The sequence below is a fragment of the Streptomyces sp. NPDC001816 genome (assembly GCF_042892235.1).
Lineage (GTDB): Bacteria > Actinomycetota > Actinomycetes > Streptomycetales > Streptomycetaceae > Streptomyces.
On the sequence record NZ_JBIATY010000010.1, the window covers coordinates 199,875 to 217,471 of the forward strand.

Sequence of the window (17,597 nt, forward strand, 5' to 3'; positions counted from 1 at the left end):
CGTTTGGTAAGAATGCAAGCGTGAGCAGCGAGAACGGATCGGGGGACGGCGGTGGCGCAGGGGCGCCGCCGGAGCAGCTCGCGTTCATCCGGGAGACCGTGCGGGGGGCCAAGGTGCCCCGGGCCAAGCCGCGGACGTGGCGGGGGGCCGCGCTGGCCAAGGAGCTGCCTGTCGCGCGGGTGCTCGTGGACAAGGGCGTGCTGCATCTCGACCGGTACTTCGACTACGCCGTGCCGGAGGAGCTGGACGCCGAGGCCCAGCCTGGCGTGCGCGTGCGGGTGCGGTTCGGGGCCGGACGGCATCGGGTGCGCGAGGGGCGTCGTGAGGGCGGCGGGCTCATCGACGGTTTTCTCATCGAGAGGCTGGCCGAGTCGGAGTACTCCGGGCCGCTGGCCGCCCTCGCCCAGGTCGTGTCGCCCGAGCCCGTGCTGAGCGAAGAGCTGCTGGGGCTCGCGCGAGCCGTCGCCGACCGCTATGCGGGAAGCCTCGCCGATGTGCTCCAGCTCGCCGTGCCGCCGCGCAGCGCGCGGGCCGAGCAGCGCCCGTCGCCCGCGCCCCTGCCACCGCCGGCCGCGCCCGACACCGGGTCGTGGGCGCGGTACGAGCACGGGGGTGCCCTTCTGGAGTCGCTGGCCTCCGGGGGAGCGCCGAGGGGGGTGTGGAACGCGCTGCCGGGTCCGCTGTGGAGCGAGGAGCTGGCCCGGGCCGTCGCCGCGACGCTCGCCTCCGGACGTGGCGCGCTCGTCGTCGTACCGGACGGCCGGGCCGCCGCGCGGGTCGACGCCGCGCTGACCGCGCTGCTCGGCGAGGGCCGGCACGCGCTGCTCACCGCCGACGCCGGGCCCGAGAAGCGGTACGCGCAGTGGCTCGCGGTGCGGCGGGGGAGCGTGCGGGCCGTGGTCGGGACGCGGGCGGCCATGTTCGCTCCCGTGCGGGATCTGGGACTCGTCGCCATCTGGGACGACGGGGACGACAGCCACAGCGAGCTGCACGCCCCCCAGCCGCATGCGCGGGACGTGCTGCTGCTGCGGGCAGCGCTGGACAAGTGCGCCTTTCTGCTGGGCGGTTGGAGCTGCACCGTCGAGGCCGCGCAGCTCGTGGAGAGCGGCTGGGCGCGGCCGCTGGTCGCCGGGCGGGAGCAGGTACGGCGGGCCGCGCCCCTGGTGCGGACCGTCGGGGACGACGACCTCGCGCGCGACGAGGCCGCCCGCGCCGCCCGGCTGCCCACCCTGGCCTGGCAGGCGGTCCGGGAGGGGCTGCGGCACGGACCGGTGCTGGTCCAGGTGCCCCGGCGGGGGTACGTGCCGCGCATGGCCTGTGCCCAGTGCCGGGCGCCCGCCCGCTGCCGGCACTGTTCCGGGCCGCTGGAGGCGCAGGACGCGGGTGCGCTGCGGTGCGGCTGGTGCGGGCGCGAGGAGGCGGCCTGGCACTGCCCCGAGTGCGGAGGCTTCCGGCTGCGCGCCCAGGTGGTCGGGGCGCGGCGGACCGCCGAGGAGCTGGGGCGGGCCTTTCCCGCGGTACCGGTGCGTACGTCGGGGCGTGAGCATGTGCTGGACACCGTGCCGGGCACACCGGCGCTGGTCGTGAGCACCCCGGGAGCCGAGCCGGTCGCCGAGGGCGGGTACGCGGCCGCCCTGCTGCTGGACGGCTGGGCCATGCTCGGGCGGCCCGACCTGCGGGCCGGTGAGGACGCGCTGCGCCGCTGGATCGCGGCCGGGGCGCTCGTACGGCCGCAGGGGGAGCGGGGGACCGTCGTCGTCGTGGCCGAGCCGACCCTGCGGCCCGTGCAGGCGCTGGTGCGGTGGGATCCCGTGGGGCATGCGGTGCGGGAGCTGGCGGAGCGGGCCGAACTGGGGTTCCCGCCGGTGTCCCGGATGGCGGCCGTGTCGGGCCGGGCCGAGGCGGTCGCCGAGTTCCTGCTCGCGGTCGAACTGCCGTCGGACGCCGAGGTGTTGGGGCCGGTTCCGGTGCCGCCCACGCTCCCCGGGCGACAGCGCAGGCCCGGGGCGCCGCCGCCCGGTGAGCACTGGGAGCGGGCGCTGGTGCGGGTGCCGCCGGGGAGCGGGGCCGCGCTGGCCGCCGCCCTGAAGGCGGCTCAGGCCGCGCGGATGGCGCGGGGCGGCGGGGAAGCGGTGCGGGTGCGGATCGATCCGCCGGACATCGGGTGACCGTGCCCACGGGGGCGCTGAGGCCCGGCATACGGCTGCCCTCCCGGAGGCCGCCCGGGAGGGCAGAGTGAGGGCGCCGGCCGTCGCGTCAGCCGTTGCGCGGGCCGGGGAAGGCCGTCGGCCTGGCGTCGTCGCGCAGCGTCGGGCTGCCCGCGGTCGGCTGGGTCGGCATGGAGCGGGCCGCGGGCACCGTCGGCACCGTGGGCAGGCTGGGCAGGCCGGCGCTCACGTTGAGCGTCCGGGTGCCGGTCGGCTCCGTCGAACGCTCCGTCTCGGCCGCCGCCTGGGCCGCGGCGCGGCGGGCGCCGTAACGGCGGTGCACCGCCTGCTTGGTGACCCCGAGCGCAGAGCCCACCGCGTCCCAGGAGAAGCCGAGTGAGCGGTCGAAGTCCACGGCGGCCGTGACCAGGGTTTCGACACTGTCCCGGAGTTCCTGCGCGAGGCGGACCGTCGGGGCGGGGGCGCGTCCGTAGACGACGAAGCCCGTGGAAGGGCCGGAGCGGCGCGGGCGGTAGACGTTGCCCAACTGGGCGGTCAGCGTGCGCAGTGCGTCCACCTGCCGGCGGACCCGCTCGATGTCCCGCACCAGCAAGTGCAGGCTGGCCCGGGCCTGGGCGTCGTGGGTGGCGTGGTCGGCCATGAACAAGCCTCTCGAACCGGCGTTGAAAGGAATTGGGCCGCCAAAGCGGCCCGATGTGGTCAACTCTCTCTTGACCAACGCGTTTGCGCTCCGCTGGTCACGGGGTGGGGGCGTACAGGCATATGCGTACGCCTGTCTCCCACCCGCGCACCCCCCGCATTCCATCGTCATAGACTTGTGCGTTGCCCGTCCGACCCCGCCCGAGAGGCCCCAACCCACCCATGAAGCTCGTCTTCGCCGGTACCCCCGAGGTCGCCGTTCCCGCTCTGGACGCTCTCATCGCCTCCGGGCGGCACGAGGTGGCCGCCGTCGTCACGCGGCCCGACGCGCCGGCCGGACGGGGCCGCAGGCTGGTCGCGTCGCCCGTGGCCGAACGGGCGGAGGAGGCCGGGATCGAGGTGCTGAAGCCGGTCAGGCCCAGGGACCCGGAGTTCCTGGAGCGGCTGAAGGAGATCGGCCCGGACTGCTGCCCCGTCGTCGCCTACGGCGCCCTGCTGCCCAAGGCGGCTCTGGACATCCCGGCGCAGGGCTGGGTCAACCTGCACTTCTCGCTGCTGCCCGCCTGGCGCGGCGCAGCCCCCGTGCAGCACTCCATCATGGCGGGCGACGAGATCACGGGCGCCTCCACCTTCCTCATCGAGGAGGGGCTCGACTCGGGTCCGGTGTACGGCACCGTCACCGAGGAGATCCGGGCCACCGACACCAGCGGGGACCTGCTCACCCGGCTCGCGTTCGCGGGTGCCGGGCTGCTCGCGGCGACCATGGACGGCATCGAGGACGGCACGCTGAAGGCCGTACCGCAGCCGGCGGAGGGGATCACCCTCGCGCCGAAGATCACCGTCGAGGACGCCCAGGTGGACTGGGCCACGCCCGCGCTGCGGGTCGACCGGGTGGTGCGTGGCTGCACGCCGGCGCCCGGCGCCTGGACCACCTTCCGCGCCGAGCGGCTCAAGCTCATCCAGGTCAGGCCCGTGCCCGAGCGCACCGACCTCGCCCCGGGGCAGCTCGCGGTCGGCAAGAACAGCGTGCACGTGGGCACCGGGTCGTACGCCGTCGAGCTGCTGTGGGTGCAGCCGCAGGGCAAGAAGCCGATGCGGGCCGCCGACTGGGCGCGCGGGGTGCGCATCGCCGAGGGCGAGCGGCTCGGGAGCTGAGGCCCGCCCACCTGAGCCCGGGTCCCGGAAGGCGGGGGTTGCGGTGTCCCGACGTACGCTGGGAACCGCACCCTCTTCTTCACATCCGGAGCACCTTTTTCGTGAGCGAGCAGTCCCGGCGGCCGCACCGGCCCGCCAAGCCCTACCGCCGTCCCCAGAAGGACCCCGTCCGCATGCTGGCCTTCGAGGCGCTGCGCGCGGTGGACGAGCGGGACGCCTATGCCAACCTCGTGCTGCCGCCGCTGCTGCGCAAGGCGCGGGAGAAGGAGGGACCCGAAAAGTTCGACGCGCGGGACGCCGCCCTCGCCACCGAGCTGGTGTACGGGACGCTGCGCAGGCAGGGGACGTACGACGCCGTCATCGCCGCGTGTGTCGACCGGCCGCTCAGGGAGGTCGACCCGCCGGTGCTCGACGTGCTGAGCCTCGGTGTCCACCAGCTGCTCGGGACGCGGATTCCCACCCACGCGGCCGTGTCCGCCTCGGTGGAGCTGGCGCGGGTGGTGCTCGGGGACGGGCGGGCCAAGTTCGTCAACGCCGTGCTGCGCAAGGTCGCGCAGGACGACCTCGACGGGTGGCTGGAGAAGGTCGCGCCGCCCTATGACAAGGATCCCGAGGACCACCTCGCCGTGGTGCACTCGCACCCCCGTTGGGTCGTCTCCGCGCTGTGGGACTCCCTCGGTGGCGGGCGGGCCGGGATCGAGGATCTGCTGGAGGCAGACAACGAGCGGCCCGAGGTGACCCTCGTGGCGCGGCCCGGGCGGGCCACCACCGAGGAGTTGCTCCGCGAGGACGCCGCCGTGCCGGGGCGCTGGTCCCCGTACGCAGTGCGGCTCACCGAGGGCGGCGAGCCGGGTGCCGTCGAGGCCGTGCGCGACGGGCGGGCCGGTGTGCAGGACGAGGGCAGCCAGCTGGTCGCCCTCGCGCTGGCCAACGCCCCGATCGACGGTCCCGACGAGAAGTGGCTCGACGGCTGCGCCGGTCCCGGTGGCAAGGCCGCGCTGCTGGCCGCCCTCGCCGCCGAACGCGGGGCCGCGCTGCTCGCCTCCGAGAAGCAGCCGCACCGGGCGGGCCTGGTGGCGAAGGCCCTGCACGGCAACCCGGGGCCGTACCAGGTCATCGCCGCCGACGGGACCCGGCCGCCGTGGCGGCCCGGCACCTTCGACCGCGTCCTGATGGACGTGCCGTGCACCGGACTCGGCGCTCTGCGGCGGCGCCCCGAGGCCCGGTGGCGGCGGCGCCCCGAGGACCTGGACAACTTCGCACCGCTCCAGCGCGCCCTGCTGCGCACCGCGCTGGACTCGGTGCGCGTCGGCGGCGTCGTCGGCTACGCCACCTGCTCGCCGCACCTCGCCGAGACCCGGGCGGTAGTCTCCGACGTGCTCAAGCAGTACCCGGAGGCCGAGCTGATCGACGCCCGGCCGCTGCTCCCCGGTGTCCCCGCGCTCGGCGAGGGACCGGACGTGCAGCTGTGGCCGCATCTGCACGGCACCGACGCGATGTACCTGGCGCTCATCCGCCGCACCGGCTGACGGCACGGGCGGCCGCCGCCGGGAGGTGCGGTCGGCCGCCCCCGCTTACGCTCGGGATGTCCCGACATGGTGGGGTCGCCATGGTCCTCGATCTGCTGCTGATCGCCCTTGCCATCACGCTCGATCCGTTGCCGCTCGCCGCGTTCGTCCTGGTGGTCGCTTCGGCGAAGGGCGTGTGGAAGGGACTCGTCTTCATCCTGAGCTGGCTGGCGTGCCTGGTCGCGGTGATCGCCCTGGTCCTGGCCCTGACCGGTGGACACCCTCCGGCACCGAGATCGGCGCCGTCGACGGCCGTGCTCGCGGCGAAGCTGGCGATCGGGGTGGGGCTCGTCGTCTATGGCGAACGCCGACGCCGCCGCATGGTCGCCGAACGCGGCAACCGGCGCCCGCCGGAGCAGCCGAGTCTGACGTCCGAACTCGACCGCACCACGGTGTGGACCTCGGCGGGCCTGGCCGTGCTCCTGCAGCCCTGGGGCATGATCGCCGCAGGAGCGACGACGGTGGTGTCCGCCGACCTGTCCCACCCGGTGACCTGGCTCGTCCTCTTCGCCTTCTGTCTGCTCGCCACGGCGAGTCTGCTCGCCATCGAGCTGTACGTGGTGTTCGCACCGGAGAAGGCCAAGCCCCGGCTGCTCCGGCTGCGTGCCTGGATGAAGGGCCACCAGCAGCAGGCGATCGTGATCCTCTGCCTGGGTCTCGGGCTCTACCTCACCGGGAAGAGCATCTACCAGCTCACCGCGTGAAACACGCCCTGCCCCATGTCCTGCCGGCCGGTTGTCCACAGCCACCCGCATACAGTCCCACAAGTGTGATGAACGGTCTCGCCTGTGGACCGGCGCGAACATCAGTGCCCCGGACATGGCAGGCTTGGGTCATGGCCGCGCAGATCAACCCCAGCATCCTGTCCGCCGACTTCGCCCGCCTCGCGGACGAGGCGAAGGCGGTCGAGGGAGCCGACTGGCTCCACGTCGACGTCATGGACAACCATTTCGTCCCCAACCTCACGCTCGGCGTGCCGGTCGTGGAGTCGCTGGCCCGTGCGACGGACACCCCGCTGGACTGCCACCTGATGATCGAGAACCCCGATCGCTGGGCGCCCCAGTACGTCGAGGCGGGTGCCTCGTCCGTCACCTTCCACGTGGAGGCGGCGGCCGCCCCCGTGCGGCTCGCCCGGGAGATCCGCGCCAAGGGCGCCCGCGCCTCCATGGCGCTGAAGCCCGCCACGCCGATCGAGCCGTACGAGGACCTCCTCCCGGAGCTCGACATGCTGCTGATCATGACGGTCGAGCCGGGCTTCGGCGGCCAGGCCTTCCTCGACATCATGCTGCCCAAGATCCGCCGCACCCGTGAGCTGATCGGCAAGCACGGCCTCCAGCTGTGGCTGCAGGTCGACGGCGGCGTGTCGGCGTCCACCATCGAGCAGTGCGCGGACGCGGGGGCGGACGTCTTCGTCGCCGGTTCGGCGGTCTACGGGGCCGCGGACCCGGCAGAGGCGGTGCGGGCGCTGCGCGCCCAGGCGGATTCCGCGACCGCCAAGGCCTCGTGGGCATGCGACCACTGAGCCACGGCTACGTGAACGGTTAAGTGCTCGGCGCCCTTCAGGGCACGTCAGTTCCGCCGAATCTGCAAGGATGAACGGCGAATCCAGAGTGTGAACAGCAGTGAGGAGATCGCCGTGTCGGGTATGTCGGCGGGCCGGTCAGCCATGCGGATGGGACCCGCTGAGCTGGTGCAGGCGGCGGCCATGGCCCGCCGCTTCTACCTCGAGGGCAAGTCCAAGATCCAGATCGCGGAGGAGTTCGGCGTCAGCCGCTTCAAAGTGGCCCGGGTCCTGGAGACCGCTCTCGAACGGGATCTCGTACGCATCGAGATCCGTGTGCCGGCCGAACTGGACGCCGAGCGCTCCGACGCGCTCCGCGCCCGGTACGGCCTGAGGCACGCAGTCGTGGTCGAATCCCCGGCCGAGGCCGAGGAGACCCCCGACCCCGAGAACCTCGGCGAGGTCGCCGCCGACCTGCTCGGCGAACTCGTCAACGAAGGGGACGTGCTCGGGCTGGCCTGGGGCCGGTCCACCATCCACATGGCGGCGGCGCTCGACCGGCTGCCGCCGTGCACGGTGGTGCAGCTGACGGGCGTGTACGACGCCGGGACGTCCGAGCGCGGCTCGGTCGAGGCGGTGCGGCGTGCCGCACAGGTCTCGGGCGGTGACGCGCACCCCATCTACGCGCCGATGCTGCTGCCGGACGCGGCCACCGCGGCCGCGCTGCGCAACCAGACCGGGATCGCCCGGGCCTACGAGTACTTCGACAAGGTCACGGTCGCCTGCGTCTCCATCGGCTCCTGGGAGCCGGGCATCTCGACGGTGCACGACATGCTCAGCGACGAGGAGCGCGCGCACTACGCCTCGCTCGGTGTCGCCGCCGAGATGGCCGCGCACCTCTTCGACGCCGAGGGGCGCCGGGTCGGACGGGACCTGGGGGAGCGGTGCATCACGGTCAAGGCCGACCAGCTCCGCCGTGTCCCCGAGGTCGTGGCGATCGCCGGCGGTCAGCGCAAGGCCTCCGCGATCGACGCGGTGCTGCGCTCCGGGCTGGTCACCAGCCTGGTGACGGACACCTCGGCCGCCGACTACCTGATGACGGCGGGGCCGACGCCGAAGCCCGCGCTCAGCCGCACGGACCCGGACGGGGTCTGACGGCGGGTCGTGGCGACGCCGTTACGGGACGGCCGTGGCAGCATCCTCGGCATGCTGCTGCGGTCCGTCCCCTCGCCGTTCCCGCGGCGCGCTCCCCGCGCGCCCGCCGGGCTGCTGGTCTTTCTCTCCGTGCTGCTCAAGGGCTGCTGTGATCACTACAACTCGTTCCGGGCGGTGCTGAGATGAGTGAAGACCTGGCGGGCCGGCTCACGGTCACCCTCGACCTCGGGGGTGTCACGGACAAGGCGGGCCTGATGGACCGCACGGCCCGGGCCCTGGCGCTGCCCGACTGGTTCGGCCGCAACTGGGACGCGCTGGTGGACTCCCTCTCCGACCACACCGTCTGGCCCGAGGGCGCCGTCGAGCAGGGACTGCTGGTCGTCGTGCGGGACTGGCGGCCCTACGCCGAGGCGAACCCGGGCGAGTGGCGGACCGCGCAGGACGTGTTCGCCGAGGCGGTGGACCGCACCCCCGCGCTCGCCGTCGTCCTGGCCCTTGGAGGATCCTCCTAGACCCGCCCCGACCAGCCTGGATGTTCTGTGGGGGCATGGCGGGCACCCCGTCATGGGACAATGAAGTACGTGCTCTTTTCCCCCTGGCGCACCCGTCGGGGGGTCACCTCTGATCGACTGGGATGTGCGGCACGTGCGTTTCCTCAATGACATCCAGCCCGCGTACGACCTGACGTACGACGACGTCTTCATGGTGCCAAGCCGCTCCGCGGTGGGCTCGCGTCAGGGCGTGGACCTCGCCTCGCCCGACGGCACGGGCACCACCATCCCGCTCGTGGTCGCCAACATGACCGCCATCGCCGGCCGCCGCATGGCCGAGACGGTCGCCCGGCGCGGCGGTCTGGTGGTCATACCGCAGGACATCCCGATCGACGTGGTCACCGACGTCATCACCTGGGTGAAGAGCCGCCACCTGGTGCTGGACACCCCGATCGTGCTGGCCCCGCACCAGACCGTCGCCGACGCCCTGGCCCTGCTGCCCAAGCGGGCGCACAACGCCGGTGTGGTTGTCGACGAGGACCACCGGCCCGTCGGTGTCGTCACCGACGCGGACCTGAGCGGCGTCGACCGCTTCACTCAGCTCGAAGTGGTCATGTCCAAGGACCTGCTGCTGCTCGACGCGGACATCGACCCGCACGAGGCCTTCAGCACCCTGGACGCGCACAACCGCCGTTACGCCCCGGCCGTCGACAAGGACGGCAGGCTCGCCGGCATCCTGACCCGCAAGGGCGCCCTGCGCGCCACGCTGTACACGCCGGCCACCGACGCCGAGGGCAAGCTGCGCATCGCCGCCGCCGTCGGCATCAACGGCGACTTCGCGGAGAAGGCCAAGCAGCTGCTCGACGCGGGCGTGGACACGCTCGTCATCGACACCGCGCACGGCCACCAGGAGTCGATGATCAGCGCGATCAAGCAGGTGCGCGCCCTCGACCCGCAGGTGCCGATCGTCGCGGGCAACATCGTCTCCGCCGAGGGCGTCAAGGATCTGATCGACGCCGGCGCGGACATCATCAAGGTCGGTGTCGGCCCGGGCGCCATGTGCACCACCCGCATGATGACCGGCGTGGGCCGCCCGCAGTTCTCGGCCGTCCTGGAGTGTGCCGCCGAGGCGAAGAAGTACGGCAAGCACGTGTGGGCCGACGGCGGTGTGCGGCACCCGCGCGACGTGGCCATGGCCCTCGCGGCCGGCGCGTCCAACGTGATGGTCGGCTCCTGGTTCGCGGGCACCTACGAGTCCCCGGGCGACCTCCAGCAGGACAACAACGGCCGCCTGTACAAGGAGTCGTTCGGCATGGCCTCCGCACGCGCGGTGAGCAACCGTACGTCCGAGGAGTCGGCCTACGACCGCGCCCGCAAGGCGCTGTTCGAGGAGGGCATCTCCACCTCCCGGATGTTCCTCGACCCGGCCCGCCCGGGCGTCGAGGACCTGATCGACTCGATCATCGCGGGCGTCCGCTCCTCCTGCACCTACGCGGGTGCCGGCTCCCTGGAGGAGTTCGCCGAGAAGGCCATCGTCGGCATCCAGAGCGCCGCCGGCTACGCGGAGGGCAAGCCGCTGCACGCCAGCTGGAGCTGACCCCGAATCGCTTCCCCGCGGCCCCCGTCGTTCCCCTCTCGGGAACGGCGGGGGCCGTCCGCGTGCACGGGGTCACGGGGGCCGGGAGAGGGTGCACCGTCGGGCCGGTGAGGTGCCCGTGCAACGGTCCGCAGCCCACGCGCAACGATTTGTCATACCGGCCCGATGAACGCAATGATCATGCGGGGACGCGCAAGGTTGCTGCATTACGCCCGTTAAGGCCCGCCTCATAGGGTGCTGCGCTGTACGTGGTGTGGCGGGGACTCCGCTCGGTGGGTTCCTGCCCTGCAGCCCCCTGCCGGTCCCCGTCCGTCCTTCCCGGCATCGAACAAGGAGCCAGCGCGTGCTCGACCAAGGCGCACCCCCGCAGAACCACACAACGGCCGCCCCCGCGTCCCCGGGCGTCGCCGCGCGCCTCATGCGTCGCAAGCCGGTGGAACACCTGGTCGCGGAGGGAGGCCAGGGCGAGGGAGGGCAGCTGAGGCGCTCTCTCGGGCTGTGGCAGCTGACCATGATCAGCATCGGTGCCACCCTCGGCACCGGCATCTTCGTCGTCCTCGGCGACGCCGTCCCGGAGGCCGGTCCCGCGGTCACCCTGGCCTTCGTGATCGCCGGTCTCACGGCTCTCTTCTCGGCCCTGTCGTACGCCGAACTGGCAGGCAGCATCCCGGTCGCCGGCTCCTCCTACTCGTATGCGTACGCAACGCTGGGCGAACTGGTCGCCTGGGTCTGCGGCTGGTGCCTGGTGCTGGAGTACGGCGTGTCGGTGGCCGCCGTCGCCGTCGGCTGGGGCGAGTACCTGAACGAGCTGCTCGACGGCACCATCGGCGTCACCATCCCGCACGCACTGTCCGCGGCCCCGGGTGAAGGCAACGGCATCATCAACCTGCCCGCCCTGATCGTCGTCCTCCTGGCGATGCTGTTCCTGCTCGGTGGCGCGCGTGAGTCCGCCCGCGCCAACACGATCATGGTCTGCGTGAAGATCGCCGCCCTCGTGCTGTTCTGCGCGATCGGCTTCATGGGCTTCAAGTCCGGCAACTACGCCGACTTCATGCCGCTCGGCATGTCCGGGGTCAGCGCCGCCGGTGCCACGCTGTTCTTCTCGTACATCGGCTTCGACGCCGCCTCCACCGCCGGTGAGGAGGCGAAGAACCCCAAGCGGGACCTGCCGCGGGCGATCATGCTGTCGCTGATCATCGTGACCGCGCTGTACGTGCTGGTCGCTGGCGTCGCCGTGGGCGCCTGGAACTGGAAGAAGTTCGACGGCTCGGAGGCCACCCTCGCCGCGATCATGAACGATGTCAGCGGCCAGACCTTCTGGGGCACCCTGCTGGCGCTGGGCGCGGTCATCTCCATCGCGAGCGTGGTGCTCACCGTGCTCTACGGCCAGACCCGCATCCTCTTCGCGATGTCCCGCGACGGCCTGGTGCCGAGGGCGCTCGGCAAGGTCCACCCGAAGACCGGTGCTCCCCGCCTCAACACGGTGCTCGTGTCCCTCTTCTGCGGTGTGCTCGCCGCGCTCATCCCGCTCGGCAAGCTCGTCGACGCCACCAGCATCGGCACGCTGTTCGCCTTCGCCCTGGTCAACGTCGCGGTCGTCGTCCTGCGCTACAAGCGGCCGGAGCTGGAGCGCACGTTCAGGGTGCCGTTCGGCCCGGTCCTGCCGGTGCTGGGCTTCCTGTTCTGCGCGTACAACATGTTCAGCCTCGACACCGTCACCTGGGTCGTCTTCGGGTGCTGGATGGCCGCCGGGCTCGTGTTCTACTTCCTTTACGGCTACCGCCGTTCCCGCCTCGCGACGCAAGAAGCTCCTGCGACACAAGAAGTGAAGTGAACCACCCCCTGTGCTGAACGATCTCGACGAACGCATCGTGCACGCCCTCGCCGAGGACGCCCGCCGCTCCTACGCGGACATCGGGCAGATGGTCGGCCTGTCCGCGCCCGCTGTGAAGCGGCGCGTGGACCGGCTGCGGGCCACCGGAGCCATCACCGGATTCACCGTCCGGGTGGATCCGGCGGCGCTCGGCTGGGAGACCGAGGGGTTCGTCGAGATCTACTGCCGGCGCAACACCTCGCCGGAGACCATCCAGCGGGGCCTGGAGCGCTACCAGGAGGTCGTGGCCGCGTCCACGGTCACCGGCGAGGCGGACGCGATCGTCCAGGTCTTCGCGTCCGACATGCGTCACTTCGAGCGGGTGCTGGAGCGGATCGCCGGGGAGCCGTTCGTGGAGCGGACCAAGTCGGTGCTGGTGCTTTCGCCGTTGCTGCGCCGCTTCTCTTCCGGCGCGCCGGGGTAGGGGGCGGGTTCCAGCTCGGGGCGCTCTGCCGGATGCCGAGTACAGGCCGTACGGGGTTGCTCGCGCAGTTCCCCGCGCCCCTTCAGGGGCGCACAGCACAGCGCCCCGAGCTCTATTCCGGGGTCTTCCGTGCCAGCGCGTTGTTGCCTATCGAGTTGCGCACGCTGAAGCTCACCGCGTCCGGCCGGTACCGGTCGTCCGACCACTCCACCGGCCGCCCTTCGCGGGTCGTGGTGACCCGCCGCACCCGCAGCAGCGGACTCGTGCGGCGAACCCCCAGCAACTCGGCGTCCTGCGCGCCGCAGGCGACCGCGTCGATGACGTGCTCGCCGTAGGCGAAGACCAGGCCCGTGTCGTCGTAGAGGCGCTGGGTGACGGAGGGGCACTCGGGCTCGATCGGCTCGACCGCCGGTGCGATCCAGTCGGCGTACACCGTGCGCTCGAGCAGCACCGGCTCGCCGTCCAGGCCGCGCACGCGCAGCACGTGCAACACCTGCGTCCCGGCGGGCAGTTGGAGCCGTACCGCGTCCTCCTGCGTGGCCGGGCGGTACTCCTGTGCCACCACGTGTCCGGTGGCCTCGCGGCCCATCGCCCGCGCCCACTGGGCGAAGCTGCGCAGTTCCTCGAAGCTCTGACTGCGGCGGCTGGCGAGGACCACGCGCCGGGCGCCCTGGCGGGAGCCGATCAGGCCCTCGGAGGTGAGGGCGGCGACGGCCTGCCGGACCGTGCCGCGCGAGACGCCGTAGTGCGTCGCGAGTTCCGCCTCCGAGGGCAGCCGGCTGCCGACCGTGTACTGCTCGCGGTCGATCGCGCGCCGCAGCTCGTCGGCGATCTCCTCGTGTCGCGCGGTCATGCTTCCCCTCTGCTCAGGTCGCTGTGCACAACGTGACCAGCGTAATCGAGACCTGAGCGTGATCTGTAACGGTCTGGATTGTGCACACAACAAGGGCTCAAAGTTTCGTCACGGTTTACAGACAGGACACCTGCGCCGGGCGTACTGTGACGCAACTTGTTCATACAAGTTCTCCGCAGTTCCCCAACGCACCGCCCAACCCTCGTGCGCACCCCTGGAGAGACCGTGACCGTGTCCCTGCCGAGAAACGCCGTCCTCGGCGGCTCCCTCGCCGTCGTCGCCGCGCTCGCGCTGAGCGCCTGTGGCGCCGCCCCCGACAACGCGTCCACCAAGACCAAGGACGGCAAGAACGCCGCCACCGCCACCTCCGCGGCCGACTTCGGCGGCCTCGACGCCCTCGTCAAGGCGGCCAAGAAGGAGGGCACGCTGCACATCGTCGCGGTGCCCCGCGACTGGGCGAACTACGGCGCCATCATCGACGGCTTCCAGAAGAAGTACGGCATCAAGATCGAGGACGAGAGCCCCGACGGCTCCAGCCAGGACGAGATCAACGCCGTGACCTCGCGCAAGGGCCAGGACCGCGCCCCGGACGTCCTCGACCTCGGCTCCTCCTTCGCCCTCAGCGCCGCACAGCAGGGGCTGCTCGCGCCCTACAAGGTGGCCTCCTACGACCAGATCCCCGAGGGCCAGAAGGACCCGCAGGCCCGCTGGTTCAACGACTACGGCGGCTACATCTCCATCGGCTGCGACGCCAAGCGCGTGAAGGCCTGCCCGACCACCTTCAAGGACCTCCTCAAGCCGCAGTACAAGGGCCAGGTCGCGCTCAACGGCAACCCGACCAAGTCCGGTTCGGCCTTCGGCGGCGTCTACGCGGCGGCCCTCGCGAGCGGTGGCTCGTTCGACAGCATCCAGCCCGGCCTCGACTTCTTCGCCAAGCTGAAGAAGAACGGCAACTACACGCCGGTCGAGTCGACCCCGGCCACGGTCGAGAAGGGCGAGACGCCCATCAGCATCGACTGGGACTACCTGAACGCCGGCTACGCCGACGAGTTCAAGTCCAAGGGCGTCGACTGGAAGGTCGCCATCCCGAGCGACGGCCAGTACGCCCAGTACTACTCCCAGGCCATCAACAAGGACGCCCCGCACCCGGCGGCCGCCCGCCTGTGGCAGGAGTACCTGTACAGCGCCGAGGGCCAGAACCTGTGGCTCAAGGGCTACGCCCGCCCGGCGCTGATGACCGCCATGGAGAAGGCCGGCACCCTCGACAAGACCGCCGCCGCCAAGCTCCCGAAGGTCACCGGCACGCCCTCCTTCCCGACCGAGGACCAGCAGAGCAAGGCGAAGACGGTCATCGCGCAGGGCTGGGGTAAGGCCGTCTCCGGATGACCACCGCTCTCCCCCGTACGGACGTGGCGCCCGTCGCTTCGGCGAAGCGGCGGCGCCGCGCCCCCGGCTGGCTGGCCGTGGTGCCGCTGCTGGTGTTCACGGCGATCGCCTTCGGGCTGCCCGCCCTGGCCATCCTGGACGGCGCCTTCACGGTCAAGGACCAGACGACCGGCGCCGCCTCCTACACGGCCGAGAACCTCTCGACCTCGCTGCAGGGCCCGTACCTCACCGCGCTGGTGGGCAGCGTGAAGCTGTCGGCGATCTCCGCCGCGCTCGGTGCCCTGCTCGGGCTGCCGCTCGCGCAGGCCGTGGTCAGCTCCCGCTCCCGCGCGCTGCGCGAGGCCGTGCTGACCGCCTCCGGTGTGCTCGCCAACTTCGGCGGCGTCCCGCTGGCCTTCGCCTTCGTCGCCACCCTGGGCAACGCCGGCGTCCTGACCGTGCACCTGGGCCTCACGGACAAGGGCTGGGACCTCTACAGCTTCTGGGGCCTGGTCCTCGTCTACCTGTACTTCCTGATCCCGCTGATGGTCCTCACCATCACCCCCGCCCTGGACGGTCTGCGCGTCCAGTGGCGCGAGGCCGCGCTGAACAACGGCGCCACCGGTGTGCAGTACTGGCGGCACGTGGCCCTGCCCGTGCTCGCGCCCTCCCTGCTCGGCGGTCTCGTGCTGCTGTTCGGCAGCGCCTTCGCCGCCTACGCCACCGCCGCCGCGATGGTGGGCAGCGCGGTCCCGCTCGTCACGCTGCAGATCGCCGACGCCCTCTCCGGCAACGTGCTGGTCGGCCAGGAGAACGTCGCCCTCGCCCTCAGCCTCGACATGGTGCTGGTGGCGGGCCTGGTCATGGCCGTGTACCTGCCCCTGCAACGACGGAGCGCCCGATGGCTCGACGCCTGACCCCCTGGCGCTGGGCCGTCCTCGGCCTGGCCGCGCTGTACTTCCTGGTGCCGCTCGGCGCCTCCGTGATCTTCACGGTCGACGTGCCCGGACACGGCGTCACCTTCGACGCCTACACGCAGATCCTGTCCGCCGACGGCTTCACCTCCAGCCTGCTGCTCTCGCTGGAGCTGGCCGTGGCCACCATCGTGGTCGTCCTGCTGCTGATGGTGCCCGCCGTGGTCGCGCTGCGGCTCGGCGCGCCCAAGTTGCGGCCGGTGGTGGAGGTAGTCTGCTCGCTGCCGCTGGTGGTGCCGCCGATCGCCTTCGTCGCCGGCATCGTGACCGTGCTGAAGTGGGGCCCGGACCATTTGTCCCGGACCCCGCTGTTCCAGACGTTCGTGGCGATCCAGAACCCGACCTTCCCGGTCGTGCTGGTCCTCGCCTACGTCGTGATGGCCCTGCCGTTCGTCTACCGAGCCCTGGACGCGGGCCTGCGCGCCATCGACGTACGCACCCTCGTGGAGGCCGCCCGCAGCTGCGGCGCCTCCTGGCCGCAGGCCCTCGTGCGGGCCGTGCTGCCGAACCTGCGCGGGGCGCTGCTGAACGCGGCCTTCCTCACGCTGGCGCTGGTCCTCGGCGAGTTCACCGTCGCCCGGCTGCTCGGCTATCAGCCGTTCGCCGTGTGGATCTACAACGTCGGCGGCTCGCAGGCCCAGATGTCCGTCGCCGTGTCCGTGCTCAGCCTGCTCCTCACCTGGGCCCTGCTCCTCGTGCTCGCCGGTGCCGGCGGACGCACCCGAACCGCTTCCTCCCGGGGATAGACCATGACCGTCACCACGCTTGAGAAGGCCGCCGCCGAAAAGGCCGCCACCGTCGAATTCCGGGGACTGCGCAGGGAGTTCGGGGCCACCGTCGCGCTCGACGGGCTCGACCTGACCGTCCGCCCGGGGGAGTTCCTGGCGCTGCTCGGCCCGTCCGGCTGCGGCAAGACCACCGCGCTGCGCATGCTCGCCGGGTTCGAACACCCCGACTCCGGCGCGGTGCTGGTGGACGGCGAGGACGTCACCCACGTCCCGGCCCACCGCCGCGACGCCGGGATGGTCTTCCAGTCGTACAGCCTCTTCCCGCATCTGAACGCCGTCGACAACGTCGCCTTCGGGCTGCGCATGCGCAAGGTCCGTACGGCCGAACGGCGCTCCCGTGCCGCCGAGTTGCTGGAGCTGGTCGGCCTCGGCGACAAGGGGGAGCGGTACCCGCACCAGCTCTCCGGCGGCCAGCAGCAGCGCATCGCGCTCGCCCGTGCCCTCGCCCTGCGCCCGCGCGTCCTGCTGCTCGACGAGCCGCTGTCCGCGCTGGACGCCAAGGTGCGCCTGACCCTGCGCGAGGAGATCCGTCGGCTCCAGCAGGAGCTGGGCATCACCACCCTGTTCGTCACCCACGACCAGGAGGAGGCCCTCTCGGTCGCCGACCGGGTCGCCGTCATGCGCGCCGGACGGCTCGAACAGTGCGCCGAACCCGCCGAGCTGTACGGCCGCCCCGCCACCGCCTTCGTCGCCGAGTTCGTCGGCACGATGAGCCGGATCCCGGGCGAGCTGAAGGACGGCACCGTCGAGGTGCTCGGGCAGCGGCTCCCGGCCGACGGCGAGGTGCCGGACGGCGCGGTCGACGTGCTGGTGCGGCCGGAGTCCGTCCAGGTGCGGGCCGACGAGCAGGGCAGCGCCCGAGTCGTCGCCACCGCCTTCCTGGGCGCCGTCGTCCGGGTCACCGTACGGCTCGCCGACGGCACCGAGGCCAAGGCCGACCTGCCCGCCCACGAGGCCGCCGGGCTCGGCGCCGGAGCCGCCGTCGCCGTGTCGCTGCCCGAGCGCCCCGTGCTGGTGGCCGAACGTATCCAGAAGTGAGGAACGAC

General features: G+C 72.2%; 17 protein-coding genes. 15 read left to right on the plus strand and 2 right to left on the minus strand.

Annotated elements, in window-relative coordinates; translation table 11 throughout:
* The first annotated feature begins 20 nt into the window (after positions 1–20).
* Positions 21–2,168 carry a primosomal protein N' gene (locus ACFYZZ_RS31665; protein ID WP_389183156.1) on the plus strand — a complete coding sequence of 716 codons (2,148 nt, stop codon included), beginning with the start codon at positions 21–23 and terminating at the stop codon, positions 2,166–2,168.
* 88 nt (positions 2,169–2,256) lie between these two features.
* Here the strand turns inward: ACFYZZ_RS31665 and ACFYZZ_RS31670 are convergent, their stop codons facing one another.
* Positions 2,257–2,808, minus strand: coding sequence for a hypothetical protein (locus tag ACFYZZ_RS31670; protein WP_389183159.1), 552 nt, complete (start codon positions 2,806–2,808; stop codon positions 2,257–2,259).
* 221 nt (positions 2,809–3,029) lie between these two features.
* On the opposite strand from ACFYZZ_RS31670, the gene fmt reads away from it, so the two are divergent.
* The 10 genes from fmt (at position 3,030) to ACFYZZ_RS31720 (ending at position 12,571) form a co-directional block, all read left to right on the plus strand.
* Positions 3,030–3,962: a methionyl-tRNA formyltransferase gene (fmt, locus tag ACFYZZ_RS31675; protein ID WP_389183161.1), complete on the plus strand. Its 933-nt coding sequence runs from the start codon at positions 3,030–3,032 to the stop codon at positions 3,960–3,962.
* A 101-nt stretch (positions 3,963–4,063) separates the two neighbouring features.
* Complete coding sequence (locus tag ACFYZZ_RS31680) at positions 4,064–5,491, plus strand: RsmB/NOP family class I SAM-dependent RNA methyltransferase (RefSeq protein ID WP_389183164.1); 1,428 nt, start codon at positions 4,064–4,066, stop codon at positions 5,489–5,491.
* Positions 5,492–5,571: 80 nt separating this feature from the next.
* Entirely contained in the window at positions 5,572–6,234 is a 663-nt protein-coding gene (locus ACFYZZ_RS31685; RefSeq protein WP_389183167.1) for a GAP family protein, read from the plus strand.
* A gap of 131 nt (positions 6,235–6,365) precedes the next feature.
* Positions 6,366–7,052, plus strand: a complete 687-nt coding sequence (gene rpe, locus ACFYZZ_RS31690; RefSeq protein ID WP_389183170.1) for a ribulose-phosphate 3-epimerase — start codon at positions 6,366–6,368, stop codon at positions 7,050–7,052.
* A 90-nt stretch (positions 7,053–7,142) separates the two neighbouring features.
* Positions 7,143–8,186, plus strand: coding sequence for a sugar-binding transcriptional regulator (locus tag ACFYZZ_RS31695; protein ID WP_389183173.1), 1,044 nt, complete (start codon positions 7,143–7,145; stop codon positions 8,184–8,186).
* A 51-nt stretch (positions 8,187–8,237) separates the two neighbouring features.
* Complete coding sequence (locus ACFYZZ_RS31700; protein ID WP_389183176.1) at positions 8,238–8,372, plus strand: hypothetical protein; 135 nt, start codon at positions 8,238–8,240, stop codon at positions 8,370–8,372.
* Positions 8,369–8,698, plus strand: a complete 330-nt coding sequence (locus ACFYZZ_RS31705; RefSeq protein WP_389183179.1) for a barstar family protein — start codon at positions 8,369–8,371, stop codon at positions 8,696–8,698. The genes ACFYZZ_RS31700 and ACFYZZ_RS31705 overlap by 4 nt, the downstream gene beginning before the upstream one ends.
* Positions 8,699–8,831: 133 nt before the next feature.
* A complete protein-coding gene (locus tag ACFYZZ_RS31710; RefSeq protein WP_389183181.1) occupies positions 8,832–10,274 on the plus strand; it encodes a GuaB1 family IMP dehydrogenase-related protein in 1,443 nt (480 codons plus the stop codon).
* Positions 10,275–10,617: 343 nt separating this feature from the next.
* On the plus strand, positions 10,618–12,108 hold the full coding sequence (locus tag ACFYZZ_RS31715) for an amino acid permease (RefSeq protein ID WP_389183184.1): 1,491 nt from the start codon (positions 10,618–10,620) through the stop codon (positions 12,106–12,108).
* Positions 12,109–12,118: 10 nt separating this feature from the next.
* Positions 12,119–12,571: an Lrp/AsnC family transcriptional regulator gene (locus ACFYZZ_RS31720; protein WP_389183187.1), complete on the plus strand. Its 453-nt coding sequence runs from the start codon at positions 12,119–12,121 to the stop codon at positions 12,569–12,571.
* A 112-nt stretch (positions 12,572–12,683) separates the two neighbouring features.
* Here ACFYZZ_RS31720 and ACFYZZ_RS31725 read toward each other — a convergent pair whose 3' ends face one another.
* On the minus strand, positions 12,684–13,424 hold the full coding sequence (locus ACFYZZ_RS31725; protein WP_389183190.1) for a GntR family transcriptional regulator: 741 nt from the start codon (positions 13,422–13,424) through the stop codon (positions 12,684–12,686).
* Between the two features lie 225 nt (positions 13,425–13,649).
* On the opposite strand from ACFYZZ_RS31725, the gene ACFYZZ_RS31730 reads away from it, so the two are divergent.
* From ACFYZZ_RS31730 to ACFYZZ_RS31745, 4 genes are read left to right on the plus strand one after another with little or no spacing between them, the layout of a single operon-like run.
* Positions 13,650–14,810 (plus strand): ABC transporter substrate-binding protein, encoded by a 1,161-nt coding sequence (locus ACFYZZ_RS31730; RefSeq protein ID WP_389183193.1) that lies wholly within the window; start codon positions 13,650–13,652, stop codon positions 14,808–14,810.
* Positions 14,807–15,706 carry an ABC transporter permease gene (locus ACFYZZ_RS31735; RefSeq protein WP_389183196.1) on the plus strand — a complete coding sequence of 300 codons (900 nt, stop codon included), beginning with the start codon at positions 14,807–14,809 and terminating at the stop codon, positions 15,704–15,706. Before ACFYZZ_RS31730 ends, ACFYZZ_RS31735 begins: the two co-directional genes overlap by 4 nt.
* Positions 15,691–16,509, plus strand: a complete 819-nt coding sequence (locus ACFYZZ_RS31740; protein WP_389183199.1) for an ABC transporter permease — start codon at positions 15,691–15,693, stop codon at positions 16,507–16,509. The genes ACFYZZ_RS31735 and ACFYZZ_RS31740 overlap by 16 nt, the downstream gene beginning before the upstream one ends.
* Positions 16,510–16,512: 3 nt before the next feature.
* Positions 16,513–17,589: an ABC transporter ATP-binding protein gene (locus tag ACFYZZ_RS31745; protein WP_389183202.1), complete on the plus strand. Its 1,077-nt coding sequence runs from the start codon at positions 16,513–16,515 to the stop codon at positions 17,587–17,589.
* The last annotated feature ends 8 nt before the right edge of the window (positions 17,590–17,597 follow it).